Raw genomic sequence first — 15,334 nt, 5'->3', positions numbered from 1 at the left:
GAAAAAACTAAGTATGTAGAGTTACCCAAATCCTGTCTGTAGTGGCAGGAATTTAAGAGTAGGGCACCAATCCATTTTATTTTTGGAGGAAGAGCAATGGTTGTAGGCACATCAGTTCAAAGGGTAGACGGGGTTGCCAAGGTAACAGGCAAAGCTCGGTATACAGATGATTTCACCATGCCGGGGATGCGGGTGGCCAAATATTTACGTTCAACCATTGCCCATGGGCGGGTTAGTTCCATAGATACCAGCCAGGCCAAGGCTCTACCGGGTGTTGATGGTGTTTTTACCTTTGAAGATGTTCCAAAAAGGATCTATGCCACAGCGGGTCATCCGTATTCTCTTGATCCACATCATATGGATATCACCGACCGGTATCTGCTCACCGACCATGTACGGTATATGGGTGATGAAATCGCTATCGTGGTTGCGGTAAGTGACCTTATCGCAACAAAGGCACTCTCGCTTATTGATGTCGAATACGAACCCTATCAGCCCTTGGTTGAGGCGAAAGATGCGCTGGCAAAAGATGCCGTAGAAATTCACAAAGGTACAGGTAACGTTGTAAAGGCCCACTCTTTTGTGGCCGGTGGAGATCTGGATGCTGTAAGAAAAGAGTGTGATCAGCTGCTTGAAGGGCAGTATAAAACACAGATAGTGCAGCATTGTCATCTGGAAAACCATACCGCCTATGCCTATATGGACGATTTAGAACGAATCGTTATTGTCTCTTCCACTCAGATTCCCCACATCGCAAGACGTATCGTGGCTGAGGCCCTTGAAATCGATACTGGCCTCATTCGAGTAATAAAACCCACCATTGGTGGTGGGTTTGGCAATAAACAGGATGTGATTCTGGAGCCGATGGTAGCTTTTTTGACGAAAAAACTCGACGGTATTCCGGTACGACTTAAACTGGACCGCGAGGAGGGCATGGTTGGTACCAGGGTTAGACATCCCTTTGACGTCAAGGTGCAAATTGGTCTGGATCAGGAAGGTACAGTCAAACTGATACACTTTGATGCACTTTCCAATACCGGCGCCTACGCCTCCCACGGCCATTCCATCGTCTCGGCCGGGGCTGCAAAAACGCACTACATGTATCCCAGAGCCGTCTATAGCTGTACAGCCAAGACAATTTACAGCAATATCCCTGCCGCAGGCGCCATGCGAGCCTACGGTTCCCCTCAGATGACCTTTGCCATCGAGTGCGCAATGGAAGAGGCGGCAAGGACTCTTGGCATGGATTCGGCTGAGTTCCGTCTGAGAAACGGTGCAAGGGCCGGCGATAAAAGTCAGATCACGAAAAAGCCTATTATGACCTGTGGTCTTCTTGACAGCATCAAGAAGGGCAAGGACCTGATTGGTTGGGATAAAAAACGTGCTCTATGGCCCAAAGAACAGACCGGTGAGGTGAGAAACGGGCTTGGGGTGGCCATTTTCAGCTATGGCTCCGGTACCTATCCTGTCTGTGTAGAACCGGCAAGTGCCCGTCTGATTCTCAATCAGGACGGTTCTGCTCATCTGCAGGTTGGAGCAACGGAAATCGGCCAGGGATCAGACACCGCCTTTGCCCAGATGGCCGCAGAAAGTCTTGGCTTTTCTTTTAGCAAGATACACGTTGTTTCTTGTCAGGACACAGATGTCACTCCTTTTGACACCGGTTCCTACGCTTCCCGTCAGACCTATGTGACAGGCCAGGCTGTAATGCGCACTGCCGAACAGTTGAAAGCAAAAATTCTCCACCATGCAAGTATCATAAGCGGTCTGGAGGCTACGCTTATAACCATATCAGGGGATAACATAGTTATTTCCGAGAGCCCGGAAATAGTGGTTATGAGTGTTCAAGATGTGGCAATCGACGCCTACTACAATAAAGAGCGCGGCGGTCAGATAACCGCAGAAGCCACCTATAAGGCCCGCAATAACCCGCATGTCTTTGGCTGTACCTTTGTTGACCTGTCCGTTGACATTCCACTATGCAGAGTCAAGATCAACGAAATATATAACATCCACGACAGCGGGATCATCATCAATCCACTGATGGCAGAAGGCCAGGTACACGGCGGTATGGCCATGGGGATTGGTGCGGCTCTTTTTGAAGAACTGATGGTTGATCCCGATTCCGGAAAAATCTACAACAACAACCTGCTCGACTACAAGGTTCCAACCATCATGGATATTCCCGATCTCGGTGCAGCCTTTGTTGAACCCAATGAACCGACTCATCCCTATGGCAGTAAGTCACTGGGGGAACCACCTATAATTTCACCAGCCCCCGCTATTCGAAATGCGATTCTGGATGCCACAGGCGTCGCTATAAATGAGTTGCCCATGAGTCCGAAAACAATTTTCAAATATTTCAAAAATGCTGGATTGATATAGCTCAAAGGCAGGTGTTACGCTTTATCATCGAAAATATTTGTCCCGTATATAAAGGTGAATACAATGTTTGATTTTAACAGCTATCATAAAGCAAAAAGCGTCGATGAAGCTATTGCGCTGCTATCTCAGAATCCTGAAGCAATCCCCCTGGCCGGCGGTACCGATGTTCTGGTACGTTTGCATGGTCACAATAAAAATTACAGACATCTGGTGGATATCCATGATGTGGCCGAATTGAAAAAAGTGACCATGGAGAGCGATGGGACTATTGTCATTGGTTCCGGGATGACCTTTACCGGACTGGCCCATAGCCCGGTAGTATGCGAGAATATACCGGTTCTCAATGAGGGTGGTTCTTCTATCGGCGGCCCACAGGTGCGAAACGTTGCTACCGTAGGTGGCAATATCTGTAATGGCGCTCCTAGTGGAGATTCAGCCTCCCCACTGCTGGTGCTCAATGCCACGGTTGAACTCAAAGGGCCTGATGGAATTCGACGGTTGCCGCTGTACGATTTTTACCAGGGGCCGGGCCAGGTTGATCGCAAGGCTGGCGAAATTATGACCTGTCTTCGCGTTGCCGCAGATGATTACAGGGGTTGGTCAGCTCATTATTATAAATACGCCATGCGCGGTGCTATGGACATTGCCACCATCGGCTGTGGGGCTGCCTGTAAGGTTGTAGACGGCAAGATAGCGGGTTTGCGCCTGGGATTTGTTGTGGCCGGTCCCACTCCGCTCAGGTGCTGGCGGACTGAAGAAAAAACAATTGGTATGCAAGCGGATGAAGAGTTGATTGATATAGTGAAGAATTCTGTGTTAGGTGACCTCAGGCCCCGTGACTCCTGGCGTGCGGCCAAGGATTTTCGTGAGCAGATTATCAAAACTCTTGCAGAACGTGTTCTTCGGGAAGCCATAAAAAGAAATATAAGAAATACTGAAATGGAGTAACTAAATCATGATCAGAACTATTTCCTGTACAGTTAATTCTAAACCTGTGAGCTGGCAGATTGATGTCCGCATGTCCCTTTCCGAGGTGTTAAGAACAAATGGTTTTACCAGCGTTAAAGAGGGTTGTGGGGTCGGTGAATGCGGGGCGTGTGCAGTATTGCTCGATGGTATAGCTGTAGACTCCTGTCTTTATCTTGCTATCTGGGCTGATGGATGCAACATTCGCACCTCTGAAGGGGAATCAAAAGGTGGCACACTCTCAGAGGTTCAGCAGGCCTACCTTGATAATGGTAGTGTCCAATGCGGTTTCTGTACGCCTGGCCTTGTGATGTCCTCCACTGAGTTTGTTGAAAAGCATAGAGGAGAAAAAGTAACCCGCGATCAGATTCGTAAAGAACATGCGGGACATATCTGTCGTTGCACCGGTTATGAAAGCATTATCCGGGCGGTGGAACAGTGCATGAAGCCATACGAAAAAGGTAAATAGGCAAGCCCAGGCAAGTTTTAAAATAAGCCGAGAATCCGTTCACTTCTATCACGGATTCCGGCAGTTACCTAATAGAAATAAGTTCTTTGGCGTCGATCGATTTGTACAAAAAGTAATTTTCACTCTCATCCATTTCCCTAAGGAACCCCCTACCGGTAAAGAAGAGAATACAGTGGAGTTTCCACCGGTACCTTTTTCAAAAAAGTGTACGTAGCAGGTCTTTGTCCTTTGTCTGGAGAAAACTGTTACTCACAGAATTTCCGGAAATATTTATTTTAAACAAAGTAACAAATTTTTAGTTGACGCACAATTAATTGTATGGCAAAGTGTGTCTCACATACTAACTGTTAGTAGAGGAGGCATTACTAAGATGATCATATGGAATCAAAATTTGACGCCTGATGTCATTTTTTTTACCTGCTCAGCATGTGGTTTATCTGGCTATCTCTTTACTACTTCCTGTTTTTCTTCAAATTCCAGCCTTTTCTCTGAATTCATTCCGCTGAAACCAGTCGATACCGCTTCAGCAACCCCAAATACCTCCGTTATTTTCCAAGGTATCAATCACGAGGTCTCCCAATGATAAAAGAAATTCCATATTATAATTTCCAGGCCTTTTTCCAGACCCCAACAACGAAGATCATCCCAAAAAATTTTACCGAAGAAGTTGCCGGCAGAGTGTTCGAATTTCATAAACAGCTTCCAGGATACCGTCCTACAGAACTTGTTGCACTGAAAGAACTCGCTCAGTATTGGGGTGTCGACGAGATATTTATAAAGGACGAATCAACCAGGTTTGGTCTTAGAGCTTTCAAAGTCCTGGGGGGCAGCTACGCGGTTGCCAGACTGATTTGCAAGGAACTGGGGATACGCCTGGAAGACACGGATTACAATTACCTGGTAAGCGATGAAGTTCGCGAACGTATCAAAGATATGACTCTCACGACCGCCACAGACGGTAACCACGGCCGTGGCATCGCTTGGGCTGCCGAGCAACTTGGAATAAAAGCCGTAATCTATATGCCAAAAGGCACAGTTCCGTCCCGTATTGATAATATTCGGAGCCACGGAGCCACTGTCGAGGTAACAGACCTGAACTATGATGATGCCGTCCGTTTGGCCAACGATATGGCCACCAAACACGGCTGGCATATGATTCAAGATACCGCCTGGGAAGGTTACGAAGAGATCCCTCTCTGGATCATGCAGGGCTATATGACCATGTGCAAAGAAGCCCTGGAACAGATGATAGAAAAAAAGGTGGAAGCCACCCATGTGTTTGTGCAGGCGGGAGTCGGTGCCCTGGCAGCAGCCGTAGTCGCTTGTATATCTAATAAATACCGTGAGAACCCACCTCTCTTTATCATTATGGAGCCGAATAATTCAGCCTGCGTATTTGCCTCAGCTGCAGCCGGAGACGGTAAACCCCACGCAGTGACTGGTGACCTTGAAACTATTATGGCAGGACTTGCCTGTGGGGAGGTCAACACCTTTGGCTGGCCGATTTTAAGGGATCGTCCTAGCTGCTATGTACGTTGTGATAATTATGTAGCTGCCAATGGCATACGTATCCTCGCTAACCCTATTTGTGGTGACAAAGCTATAGAGGCCGGAGAGTCTGGCTCTGTTGGTATCGGGCTACTTGAGCTTTTAACCACCAATGATGATTTTGCCGAGATCAAGGAAAATCTCAAAATCGGAGCTAACTCAAAGATATTGTTATTTAACACTGAGGGAGCCACTGATCCTGTTAATTATCGAGAAATCCTATGGCACGGGAAATACCCAGCAATATCGCCTAAAAAATAAACTATTCAAAAAAAACCCACCGAGCTGTAAACGGTCAGTTTTTGCTCAAATCTCAATTCCAGGAGGAATAAAAATGTCCAAATTAGATTTCGATAAAATCAATGCACTTGCAGAAAAGTATAAGCCCCAGATGACCGCTTTTCTGCGGGATATGGTACGTATTCCCAGCGAAAGCTGTGATGAAGAAAAAGTTGTTGCCAGGATCGCAGAGGAAATGAAAAAGGTAGGCTTTGATAAGGTCGAAATTGATCCTATGGGCAATGTCCTGGGTTCGATTGGCAGCGGAAAACATGTTATCGCAATGGATGCACACATCGACACCGTCGGCGTCGGCAACATGGCTAACTGGACGTTTGACCCGTACGAAGGTTATGAAGACGAGGAGACAATCGGTGGTCGTGGTACCAGCGACCAGGAAGGTGGTATGGCTTCCATGGTGTATGCAGGTAAAATCATAAAAGATCTGGACCTTACAGGAGAATACACTCTGGTCGTGGTCGGCTCAGTCCAGGAAGAAGATTGTGACGGCTTGTGCTGGCAGTACATCATCAAGGAATTTGGTCTTAAACCTGAATTTGTTGTGTCTACAGAGCCGACCGATGGTGGTATCTATCGCGGACAGCGTGGCAGAATGGAAATCAGAGTAGACGTCGCTGGAGTCAGCGCCCACGGTTCCGCTCCTGAGCGTGGTGACAACGCCATTTTTAAGATGGGTAAGATTCTAGGGGAACTGGAAGAACTTCACGGGAGACTGATCACCGATGATTTTCTTGGTAAAGGATCTCTTACCGTAAGTGAAATATTTTTCACCTCTCCCAGTCGTTGTGCTGTGGCTGATAGTTGTGCCATCTCAATTGACAGAAGACTTACCGCCGGTGAAGATGGCCCCTATGCCATCAAGCAGATTGAAGACCTTCCCGCTGTAAAAGCTGCTGGCGCTAAAGTCTCCATGTATAATTATGACAGGCCTGCCTACACTGGACTGGTCTATCCCACCGAGTGCTATTTCCCATCGTGGGTACTGCCAGAAGACCATGAAGTAACCAAGGCAACCGTAGACACCTATAAATCTCTTTTTGGCAAGGAGCCCCGTGTTGATAAGTGGACGTTTTCCACCAACGGAGTCTCCATCATGGGAATGTGCGGTATTCCCTGCGTAGGTTTTGGCCCCGGTAAAGAGGCTCAAGCCCATGCACCAAACGAGAAGACCTGGAAAGCTGACCTGGTAGAGTGTGCAGCCTTTTACGCTGCCCTGCCGCTCATCTACGTCGGCAACAAAGGATAATCGAGTTCTGCTCGACCATAATCTTTAACAAAAAACACCTGAAAAGCATCGCTGCAGGACAACAAGCTTTAAGCGATGCATGCAGAGGTACAGTGTTATGAAAAAAAAGTTAGCTTTTGTTGCTATTGGCGGAAACTCGCTAATCAAAAGTAAAGATCTTCAAAAGGTTGAAGATCAGCATGATGCGATCCGTGCGACAGTAACCCATGTGGTCGATCTTATCGGTCAGGGCTACCAGGTTATTATTTCCCATGGAAATGGACCCCAGGTAGGATTCATCCTGCGGAGATCTGAAGTGGCCCGTCGGGCCACCGGCCTCCATCTTGTACCTCTGGTCAATGCCGTAGCAGACACCCAAGGCTCCATAGGTTACCAGATTCAACAGGCGACCAACAACGAACTGGCAGCAAGAAACCTTGCCGGCCAGTGTGTTACCGTGGTTACTCAGGTTGTCGTTGATGAAAATGATCCTGCCTTTAAGACACCCGCCAAGCCTGTAGGAGAATTCTTTGACGCTTCTCAGATTGATGCCATCAAAAAAGAATATCCCAGCTGGAGCCTGGTGGAGGATGCAGGCAGAGGATATCGACGCGTCGTACCTTCTCCTGCACCTATCGAGGTTGTTGAAAAACCTGTCATCGAATCGCTTCTCAGCCAGGGCTATCACGTCGTTGCGGCAGGTGGCGGTGGAATTCCTGTTGTTAAACACGGTCGTGATCTTGATGGAGTAGATGCCGTAATTGACAAGGATCTTGTTTCGAGCTTACTCGCGGGTCAACTGGGCGCCGATCTGCTCATTATATCGACAGCGGTTGAACAGGTTGCCTTGAATTATGGCAAGCCCAATCAAGAGCTTATTGGTACCATGACGGTAAGTCAGGCTGAAAAATATATTGGTGAAAACCATTTTGCCCCTGGTTCCATGTTGCCCAAAATTGAGGCAGCCCTGGAATTTCTGAAAAATGGCGGCAAAGAAGTCATTATCACAGCACCTGAATTTATCAACGATGCAGTGCGAAGCGGCAAGGGTACTCATATTGTACCTGGGTGATGAGACACTTTTTTAAAAGAAAAAAAATGATTTAAAAAAAATTAACCCGAAAAAATATTTCAGGAGACACCACTATGGATAACGCTAGAATCAAAGGTCTTATAAAAAAACTGGCCCAGCTCAACTATAAAGACATGTACATGAACGACTTTCTTCTTACTTGGGAGAAAAGCGACCAGGAAGTTATGGCCACCTTTCTGGTCGCCGATATCCTTCGCGGTATGCGTCAGAGAAACATTTCCACCAAAATGTTTGACTCAGGGTTAGGTATTTCCCTGTTCCGCGATCAGTCCACCAGAACACGTTTTAGCTACGCCAGTGCCTGTAACGCACTTGGACTAACGATGCAGGATCTCGATGAAGGAAAGTCCCAGGTAGCACATGGTGAGACCGTACGCGAAACCGCAAACATGGTTTCTTTTATGGCCGATGTGATTGGTATCCGCGATGATATGTACATTGGCAAAGGGAACGCCTACATGCGTGAGGTGTCAGAAGCCGTACAACAAGGTTATCAGGAAGGTATACTTGAGCAGCGTCCAACTCTGGTTAACCTTCAGTGTGATATTGATCACCCAACCCAGTCGATGGCAGATATGCTCCACCTGATCAACCATTTCGGTGGTGTAGAAAATCTTAAAGGCAAGAAGCTCGCTATGACCTGGGCCTACAGCCCATCTTATGGCAAGCCGCTCTCAGTACCCCAGGGTATAATCGGCCTCATGACGCGCTTTGGAATGGAAGTCTCTCTCGCTCATCCTGAAGGTTACGAGGTTATGCCTGAAGTCGAGGCGATTGCTACTAAAAACGCAGCAAAATGTGGTGGTTCGTTTACCAAAAGTAACTCCATGGAAGAAGCTTTCGATGGCGCACATATTGTTTATCCTAAGAGCTGGGCCCCATTCTCAGCTATGGAAAAACGTACCGACCTTTATGGTGCGGGCGATCAGGAAGGTATTAAGGATCTGGAGAAAGAATTGCTTAAGCAAAATGCTGAGCATAAGAACTGGGAATGCACTGAGTCACTGATGTCAACGACCCATGAGGGGGAAGCCCTTTATATGCATTGTCTGCCAGCAGACATCAGTGGTGTAAGCTGCACAGAAGGCGAGGTAGCTGCCAGTGTTTTCGATAGATACCGCAAACCAATGTATATGGAAGCGAGCTATAAGCCTTATATTATCGCAGCTATGATGATGCTGGCCAAGGCTAAATGTCCTGCGGATACATTGAATGCAATGCTAGCTAAAGGTGAGGCCAGAATCCGATAAATTGATGGACCCGAAAAAAGTCTGATTTACTTTGTTGCAAGGTTATTGAAGCTTCGCGACACACTATGTGTAGAGTCGCGAAGCTTCAAAAAATACTACGCCTCGTCTATCAAACTTTTTCCAGAGCCATCAGCGAACTTCGAATTTATCTTTGTATTTTGTAGTAAAGGAGCGACATAACAATGAAAGAGATAATTAATACCACAGAGTCTCCAGCAGCGATTGGGCCATACAGTCAGGCAGTTAAGCATGGCAACATGCTTTTCACATCCGGTCAGATTCCACTTGATCCGGTTTCAGGTGAGGTAGTGGATGGTGATATCACCGTTCAGACGACACGAGTCATGGATAATCTCGTGGCGGTATTAAAGGCGGGTGGTGCATCTGTTGACAGCGTGGTCAAGACCACGTGTTTTCTCGACAACATGGCTGATTTCGCTGCCTTTAATGCAGTGTATGCGAAGTACTTCACCGATAAAGCTCCAGCGAGATCCTGCGTTGCCGTAGATAAATTACCAAAAGGTGTACTGGTCGAAGTTGAAGCTATTGCAATTGCTCAATAAAAAAATGAAATGAATGCTGCGCAGGCCTGGCGCAGGTATCAGGCTACGCCATAACATTTTAAAGATGATCGGAGGTTAATATGATTACTTTCACACTCAACGGAACAGAAACAACGTACTCCGGTGACGAAAATCTATCCCTGCTCAACTTCTTAAGAAATGAGCAAGGAATAACCTCCGCTAAAGACGGATGTTCGGGGCAGGCTGCATGTGGAGCCTGTCTGGTGGAAATGGGTGGTAAGCCGACTTTGGCCTGTGCCACGAAGATGACGCGGGTAGCGGGTAAAGCTGTTATCACCATCGAAGGGTTTCCAGAAAATGTTCGTCGTACCCTGGCTCGTGCCTTTGTTTTAAAAGGTGCGGTACAGTGTGGCTTCTGTACCCCGGGCTTTCTTGCACGGGCAAAAATTCTCCTTGAAAACAACCCCGATCCAAGCCGCGCTGACGTCATAAAGGCACTCAATGTCAACATCTGCCGCTGTACCGGTTATTCCAAGATTATCGACGGTATTCTTCTTGCGGCTAAAGCCCTGCGTGAAAACTCGGAGGTTGAGTGGGAAAGTCGTACCGGGATAGGCTACTCCTACCCAAAAGTAGAGGCCTATGAGAAAGCTCTTGGAATCGGTCCATATGTGGCCGATATGAAGGTTGATAATATGTGCCATGGTGCTCTTTGTTTCAGTGAGCACCCCCGCGCCGTTGTCAAAAAAATCGATGTGGCTGCGGTAGAGAAAATTGAAGGAGTTATCCGGGTCTTTACCGGAGCTGACATACCAGGAGAACGATTTCAGGGTCTTTCCGTCAAAGACTGGCCGATGATGGTGCTGGAAGGTGAGACCACCAGGTGTATCGGAGATGTCCTTGCCTGTGTTGTTGCTGAAACTGAAGCCATTGCCAGAGCTGCGGTAGAAAAAATTAAGATAGATTATGAAGTCCTTGAGCCACTTACCGAAATGAGTGAAGCCAGGGATTCAAAAATTCTGATCCATGAAGGGGGAAACCTTCTCAAAGAAACTGTTGTCTGTCGCGGCAAGGCGATAGAGGATGTTTTCAGTAAATCAGCCTATGTGGTTGAAGGGCAGTTTGAAACCCCTTTTATTGAACATGGATTTTTGGAGACTGAAGCGTCTATTAGTTTACCCGACGGTAAAGGGGGGCTGATCGTCTACTCACAAAGTCAGGCTCTCTATAAAGATCGTGGTCAGATCGCCTCTATCCTGGCATTGGAGGAAGAGAAGGTCGATATTGTACTGATGTCTGCAGGTGGAGCCTTTGGCGGCAAGGAAGATCTTACAGTCCAGCACCACGCAGCACTTGCAGCAATGGTACTGCAGCGACCGGTTCGGGTAAGACTTTCTCGCCCTGAATCTCTGCGCATGCATCCAAAACGGCACAGGATGAAGATGAATTATACACTCGCCTGTGATGAAAAAGGTATGCTGACCGGCCTCAAGGCCAGAATAATTGGGGATACAGGAGCCTATGCCTCTATGGGCGCCGCAGTTGTCGGCAGAACCGGCACCCATGCAGGGGCTGCCTACCATATTCCAAATGTAGATGTTATCTCAGAAGCCTACTATACCAATAATCCCGTAGCCGGGGCCTTTCGAGGTTTTGGAGTCAGCCAATCCAATTTTGCCATGGAGTCCATGGTGGATGAGCTATGCACCAAAGGCGGCTTTGATAAATACCAGTTCCGATATGATAATGCGCTGGACGTCGGACGTATGACGACTACCGGCCATGTTCTTAAAGATGGTGTAGGCCTGCGCGAATGCCTTGAATCAGTCAAAGATGCATTCAAAGGTGCAAAATATGCGGGACTAGCCTGTGCCATAAAGAACTGTGGAATCGGCAACGGGATAGAGGAAATCAGCGACACAAAATTAAAAATTGTCGCTCCCGATAAAATAGAACTCTATCATGGCTGGAGTGAGATGGGCCAAGGGATAGATACGGTTGCAAGGCAGGTACTCGGCGAGGTGTGCGGCCTGGATGACAGTGTTGCAATTGAAGTCAAATCGGCCACCAGCGGGGGGGCAAGGGGAGGGGCGACTACCGCCAGTCGAGGAACCGTTCTTTTAGGAAATTCAACGATTCTCGCGGCTGAAAAACTTAAAAATGATTTGGCAGATAACAGCCTGGCTGAGCTTGTAGGTAAAGAATATTTCGCAACCTACACGGTAGACTGGACCACCAGCCATGAGGTTGTAGGTAATATAATCAGCCATTTTTCCTATGGCTATGCGGTTCACCTGGCTATCCTCGATGAGGACGGCAAACTGCAAAGCGTCCATGCCGCCCACGATGGAGGCAAGATCATCAACCCGACGCTTTTTGAAGGGCAGATCGAAGGCGGCGTCGTCATGGGAATGGGCTATGCGCTGAGTGAAAATTTTCCAGTAAAAGACGGCAAGCTCACCTCCGACCGGATGGCCAAACTTGGGCTTCCCAAGGCAAAAGACATGCCGGAAATTACAGTAATAGGGGTGGAATGCCCTGATAGTTCGGGGCCTTTCGGGGCAAAAGGAGTTGGGGAAATCGCCTCAATCCCGACGCCCGCTGCAATAGCCAACAGCTACTATAGTTATGACGGTGTCAGACGTCGCTCGCTGCCTCTTTTACCAACGAAAAAAAAGGAAGAATGATGGCGTCGTAAAAATTCCGATCCGAAGTCTACCTTACCTGAACATCAAATTTTTGGACTGAGCCATCTGAAGCTCTGAATAAGCTATTAACGAGTTTATTATGAGTAAAAGAGAGATCAAACAGTAAACGAGAAACATTTATCCCGGGGGGAGACCATGACCTTATATTTAAAAGACGCGAAGTTTATAGACTGGCAGAATTTTAAAATCAGCAGCACCGATCTGGCAGTTGAAGCAGGCCCGACTGGCTCAATCAGCTTATCTTCAAGGATTCCAGGAGTTGATGCTCTCGCATCAGGTGATTCTGTCATTGACTGCCAGGGGAAATATGTCACAAAAGCCTTTGGCTGCGGACATCACCACATCTATTCGACGCTGGCCAGAGGAATGCCTGCTCCCAGAAGTATCCCGACTAATTTCCCTGAAATACTCGAATATGTCTGGTGGCATATAGACAAACGCCTGGATCTGGAGATGATCGAGGCCAGTGCCCTGGCATCGGCCATCTACTGCGCCAAGAGCGGCGTCACTTTTTGCATAGATCATCATGCCTCTCCCTTTGCCATTGATGGTTCTCTCGAGATTATTGCCAAAGCTTTTGATCGGGTTGGTATTTCCCACATGCTCTGCTATGAGATGTCTGACCGTGATGGTGAAAAAATAAGAGAACAGGGGCTTGCTGAAACCGATGCCTTTCTTGCTTCAGGTCGGCCTGGACATGTAGGGTTGCACGCCTCTTTTACTGTGGGTGAGAAATTACTGAGCGATTCCATTGCTCTTGCCAAAAAACATGAAACCGGCCTGCATATTCATGTGGCCGAGGACAAATCTGATCAAGCCCACTCCGAGGCTACCTACGGGAAACGAGTTGTTGAGCGATTGCACGATACCGGTGCCTTGGAACTCAGCAAATCTATTCTGGGACACTGTATCCATCTCTCTGATAACGAGCGAAAATTGCTCAAAAACTCCAAGGTAACCATTGTTCAGAACGTTGAGTCCAACCAGAACAATAACGTTGGTCTGGGTAGCTACGGTGAACTGGCGGACCAGATGATGCTTGGTGTTGACGGTATGCACTGTGACATGCTGCGTAGCGCCAAGGCTGCTTTTCTTTCCGGTCAGGCAACTGAAGGTATCGGCTTTGATACTATCTATAACCGCTTTCGTAATGTCCACCGCTATATTGAGTCAACCGGTACCGCGGGTGACGGGGACAACAACCTGGTTATCCTTGACTACGATGCTCCAACCGAGCTGACCCAGGATAATTTTCTTGGCCATTTCGTCTACGGTATAGACGCCCGCCACGTTGAGACTGTCATAGCTAAGGGCAAGTTGCTGGTGGAAAACCGTAAAATCACCACCGTGGATGAAAAGGAAGTGCTACAGCACGCACGAGAGATGGGAAGAAAGCTCTGGAGTAAGTTATAAGCCGATTGTAGAGAATATTTAAAAATTCTACCTGGGACTGTTATGCAAGATATCCTCATTAAAAACGGCCTGATTGTCACCGCTGAAAAGTCCTTTAATGCGGATCTGCTCATTTCGAGTGGCAAGATTAAGCGTTTTGGAGATTCTTTAGATTGTCCGGGCAGTATTGAGATTGATGCCACCGGTAAATACCTCATGCCGGGTGGCATCGACGCCCACACCCATCTTAATCTTCATATCGGAGACAACAAAGTTTCCGACGGTTTTTATGAAGGTTCTGTGGCAGCCGCCTTTGGAGGCACCACCTGTGTGGTGGAGCACCCCTCCTTTGGACCGGATAACTGCTCTCTTATGCATCAGGTTGATGCGTATAAAGAAGAAGGGGGCCGTAATTCCGTTGTTGATTTTGGCATACACGGGGTTTTTCAACATGTAGATGCGAACATCCTGGATGAATGTGCAACACTGCTGAAAGCTGGGGTTTCGTCTGCTAAAGTCTATATGACCTACAGCGGTCGTCTGCATGACCTCCAGATACTCTCTGTTCTTCAGCGGGCGAAAGAGATCGGCCTGCTCACCACCTATCACGCTGAAAATAACGATATTATAGACTTTTTAAGCAGCAGGCTCTCCAAAAAACAGGCTAAAGATCCATACTCTCACTCCCTGACAAGACCGGCCTGCTCCGAGGTGGAGGCTATATTCCGGCTCATCAGTATGTCTGAAGCCCTTGGTGGTGTTCCCATTTATATTGTCCACCTCTCAACGGCTGCAGGCCTTCTGGTAATTGAGTCTGCAAGAGACAGAGGTCTTGAGGTTTACGCAGAGGTCTGCCCGCAACATCTGTTACTGACAGATTCCTGTTATCAAGAATCAGATAACAAAGGGTTGCAGTATATAATGGCTCCTCCTCCCCGTAAAAAAGAAGATATTGATGCCTTATGGCAGGGCCTTGCCAGGGGGACAATTGATGTTGTGGCAACCGACCACTGTTCTTTTAACTTCAGCGCTAAACTAGCAAAAGGTAAAGATGATTTCAGGCTCGCTCCCGGCGGTATTCCAGGGGTTGAAACCAGGTTGCCTCTTCTCTTTTCTGAAGGTGTACTGAAGAAAAAAATCTCTCTTTCCCGTTTTGTGGAAGTTGTATCAACGGCTCCGGCTAAACTCATGGGACTCTTTCCCCAGAAGGGACATCTTGCCCCGGGAGCAGACGCTGATGTGATCGTCTTTGATCCAAATCTTAAAAATGAAAAGATACTTACCCCGAAAAACCTTCGTCAAAACGCTGACTACTCTCCCTATGAGGGGATGAGTGTTCGTGGTTGGCCAACCACAACCATCATTCGTGGTCAACTTGTTGTCCATGAAGGGCAGCTTCTGGTGGAAAAAGGATGGGGACAATATGTTAATCGCAGACAGGCGGTTAAAAACAGCACAGTAACAGGAGACTAAT

The 15,334-nt window shown here is 47.6% G+C and carries 11 protein-coding genes; all 11 read left to right on the top strand.

Going from position 1 to position 15,334, the window contains the following annotated elements; genetic code table 11:
* The first annotated feature begins 96 nt into the window (after window positions 1–96).
* The 11 genes from xdhA to hydA all read left to right on the top strand — a co-directional run bounded on the left by xdhA (window position 97) and on the right by hydA (window position 15,333).
* Window positions 97–2,385 (top strand): xanthine dehydrogenase subunit XdhA, encoded by a 2,289-nt coding sequence (gene xdhA / locus FCL48_RS19485; protein WP_136874760.1) that lies wholly within the window; start codon window positions 97–99, stop codon window positions 2,383–2,385.
* Window positions 2,386–2,448: 63 nt separating this feature from the next.
* Window positions 2,449–3,333, top strand: a complete 885-nt coding sequence (gene xdhB, locus FCL48_RS19480) for a xanthine dehydrogenase subunit XdhB (RefSeq protein ID WP_136874758.1) — start codon at window positions 2,449–2,451, stop codon at window positions 3,331–3,333.
* A 7-nt stretch (window positions 3,334–3,340) separates the two neighbouring features.
* Entirely contained in the window at window positions 3,341–3,820 is a 480-nt protein-coding gene (gene xdhC, locus FCL48_RS19475; RefSeq protein WP_136874756.1) for a xanthine dehydrogenase subunit XdhC, read from the top strand.
* 579 nt (window positions 3,821–4,399) lie between these two features.
* Window positions 4,400–5,629, top strand: coding sequence for a diaminopropionate ammonia-lyase (dpaL, locus tag FCL48_RS19470; RefSeq protein ID WP_136874754.1), 1,230 nt, complete (start codon window positions 4,400–4,402; stop codon window positions 5,627–5,629).
* 73 nt (window positions 5,630–5,702) lie between these two features.
* A complete protein-coding gene (locus tag FCL48_RS19465) occupies window positions 5,703–6,914 on the top strand; it encodes a YgeY family selenium metabolism-linked hydrolase (protein WP_136874752.1) in 1,212 nt (403 codons plus the stop codon).
* A gap of 97 nt (window positions 6,915–7,011) precedes the next feature.
* Window positions 7,012–7,965 (top strand): carbamate kinase, encoded by a 954-nt coding sequence (locus FCL48_RS19460; protein WP_136874750.1) that lies wholly within the window; start codon window positions 7,012–7,014, stop codon window positions 7,963–7,965.
* A gap of 74 nt (window positions 7,966–8,039) precedes the next feature.
* On the top strand, window positions 8,040–9,236 hold the full coding sequence (gene ygeW / locus FCL48_RS19455; protein WP_136874748.1) for a knotted carbamoyltransferase YgeW: 1,197 nt from the start codon (window positions 8,040–8,042) through the stop codon (window positions 9,234–9,236).
* Between the two features lie 182 nt (window positions 9,237–9,418).
* Window positions 9,419–9,799 carry a RidA family protein gene (locus tag FCL48_RS19450; protein ID WP_136874746.1) on the top strand — a complete coding sequence of 127 codons (381 nt, stop codon included), beginning with the start codon at window positions 9,419–9,421 and terminating at the stop codon, window positions 9,797–9,799.
* Between the two features lie 80 nt (window positions 9,800–9,879).
* Entirely contained in the window at window positions 9,880–12,447 is a 2,568-nt protein-coding gene (gene xdh, locus FCL48_RS19445) for a selenium-dependent xanthine dehydrogenase (RefSeq protein WP_136874744.1), read from the top strand.
* 156 nt (window positions 12,448–12,603) lie between these two features.
* Window positions 12,604–13,881, top strand: a complete 1,278-nt coding sequence (locus FCL48_RS19440) for an amidohydrolase family protein (protein WP_136874742.1) — start codon at window positions 12,604–12,606, stop codon at window positions 13,879–13,881.
* Between the two features lie 42 nt (window positions 13,882–13,923).
* On the top strand, window positions 13,924–15,333 hold the full coding sequence (hydA, locus tag FCL48_RS19435) for a dihydropyrimidinase (RefSeq protein ID WP_136874740.1): 1,410 nt from the start codon (window positions 13,924–13,926) through the stop codon (window positions 15,331–15,333).
* The last annotated feature ends 1 nt before the right edge of the window (window position 15,334 follow it).

It is taken from the genome of Desulforhopalus sp. IMCC35007 (assembly GCF_005116575.1).
GTDB lineage: Bacteria > Desulfobacterota > Desulfobulbia > Desulfobulbales > Desulfocapsaceae > Desulforhopalus_A.
Note: the sequence above shows the minus strand (reverse complement) of the source record. Positions and strands in the feature narration are given on the sequence as shown.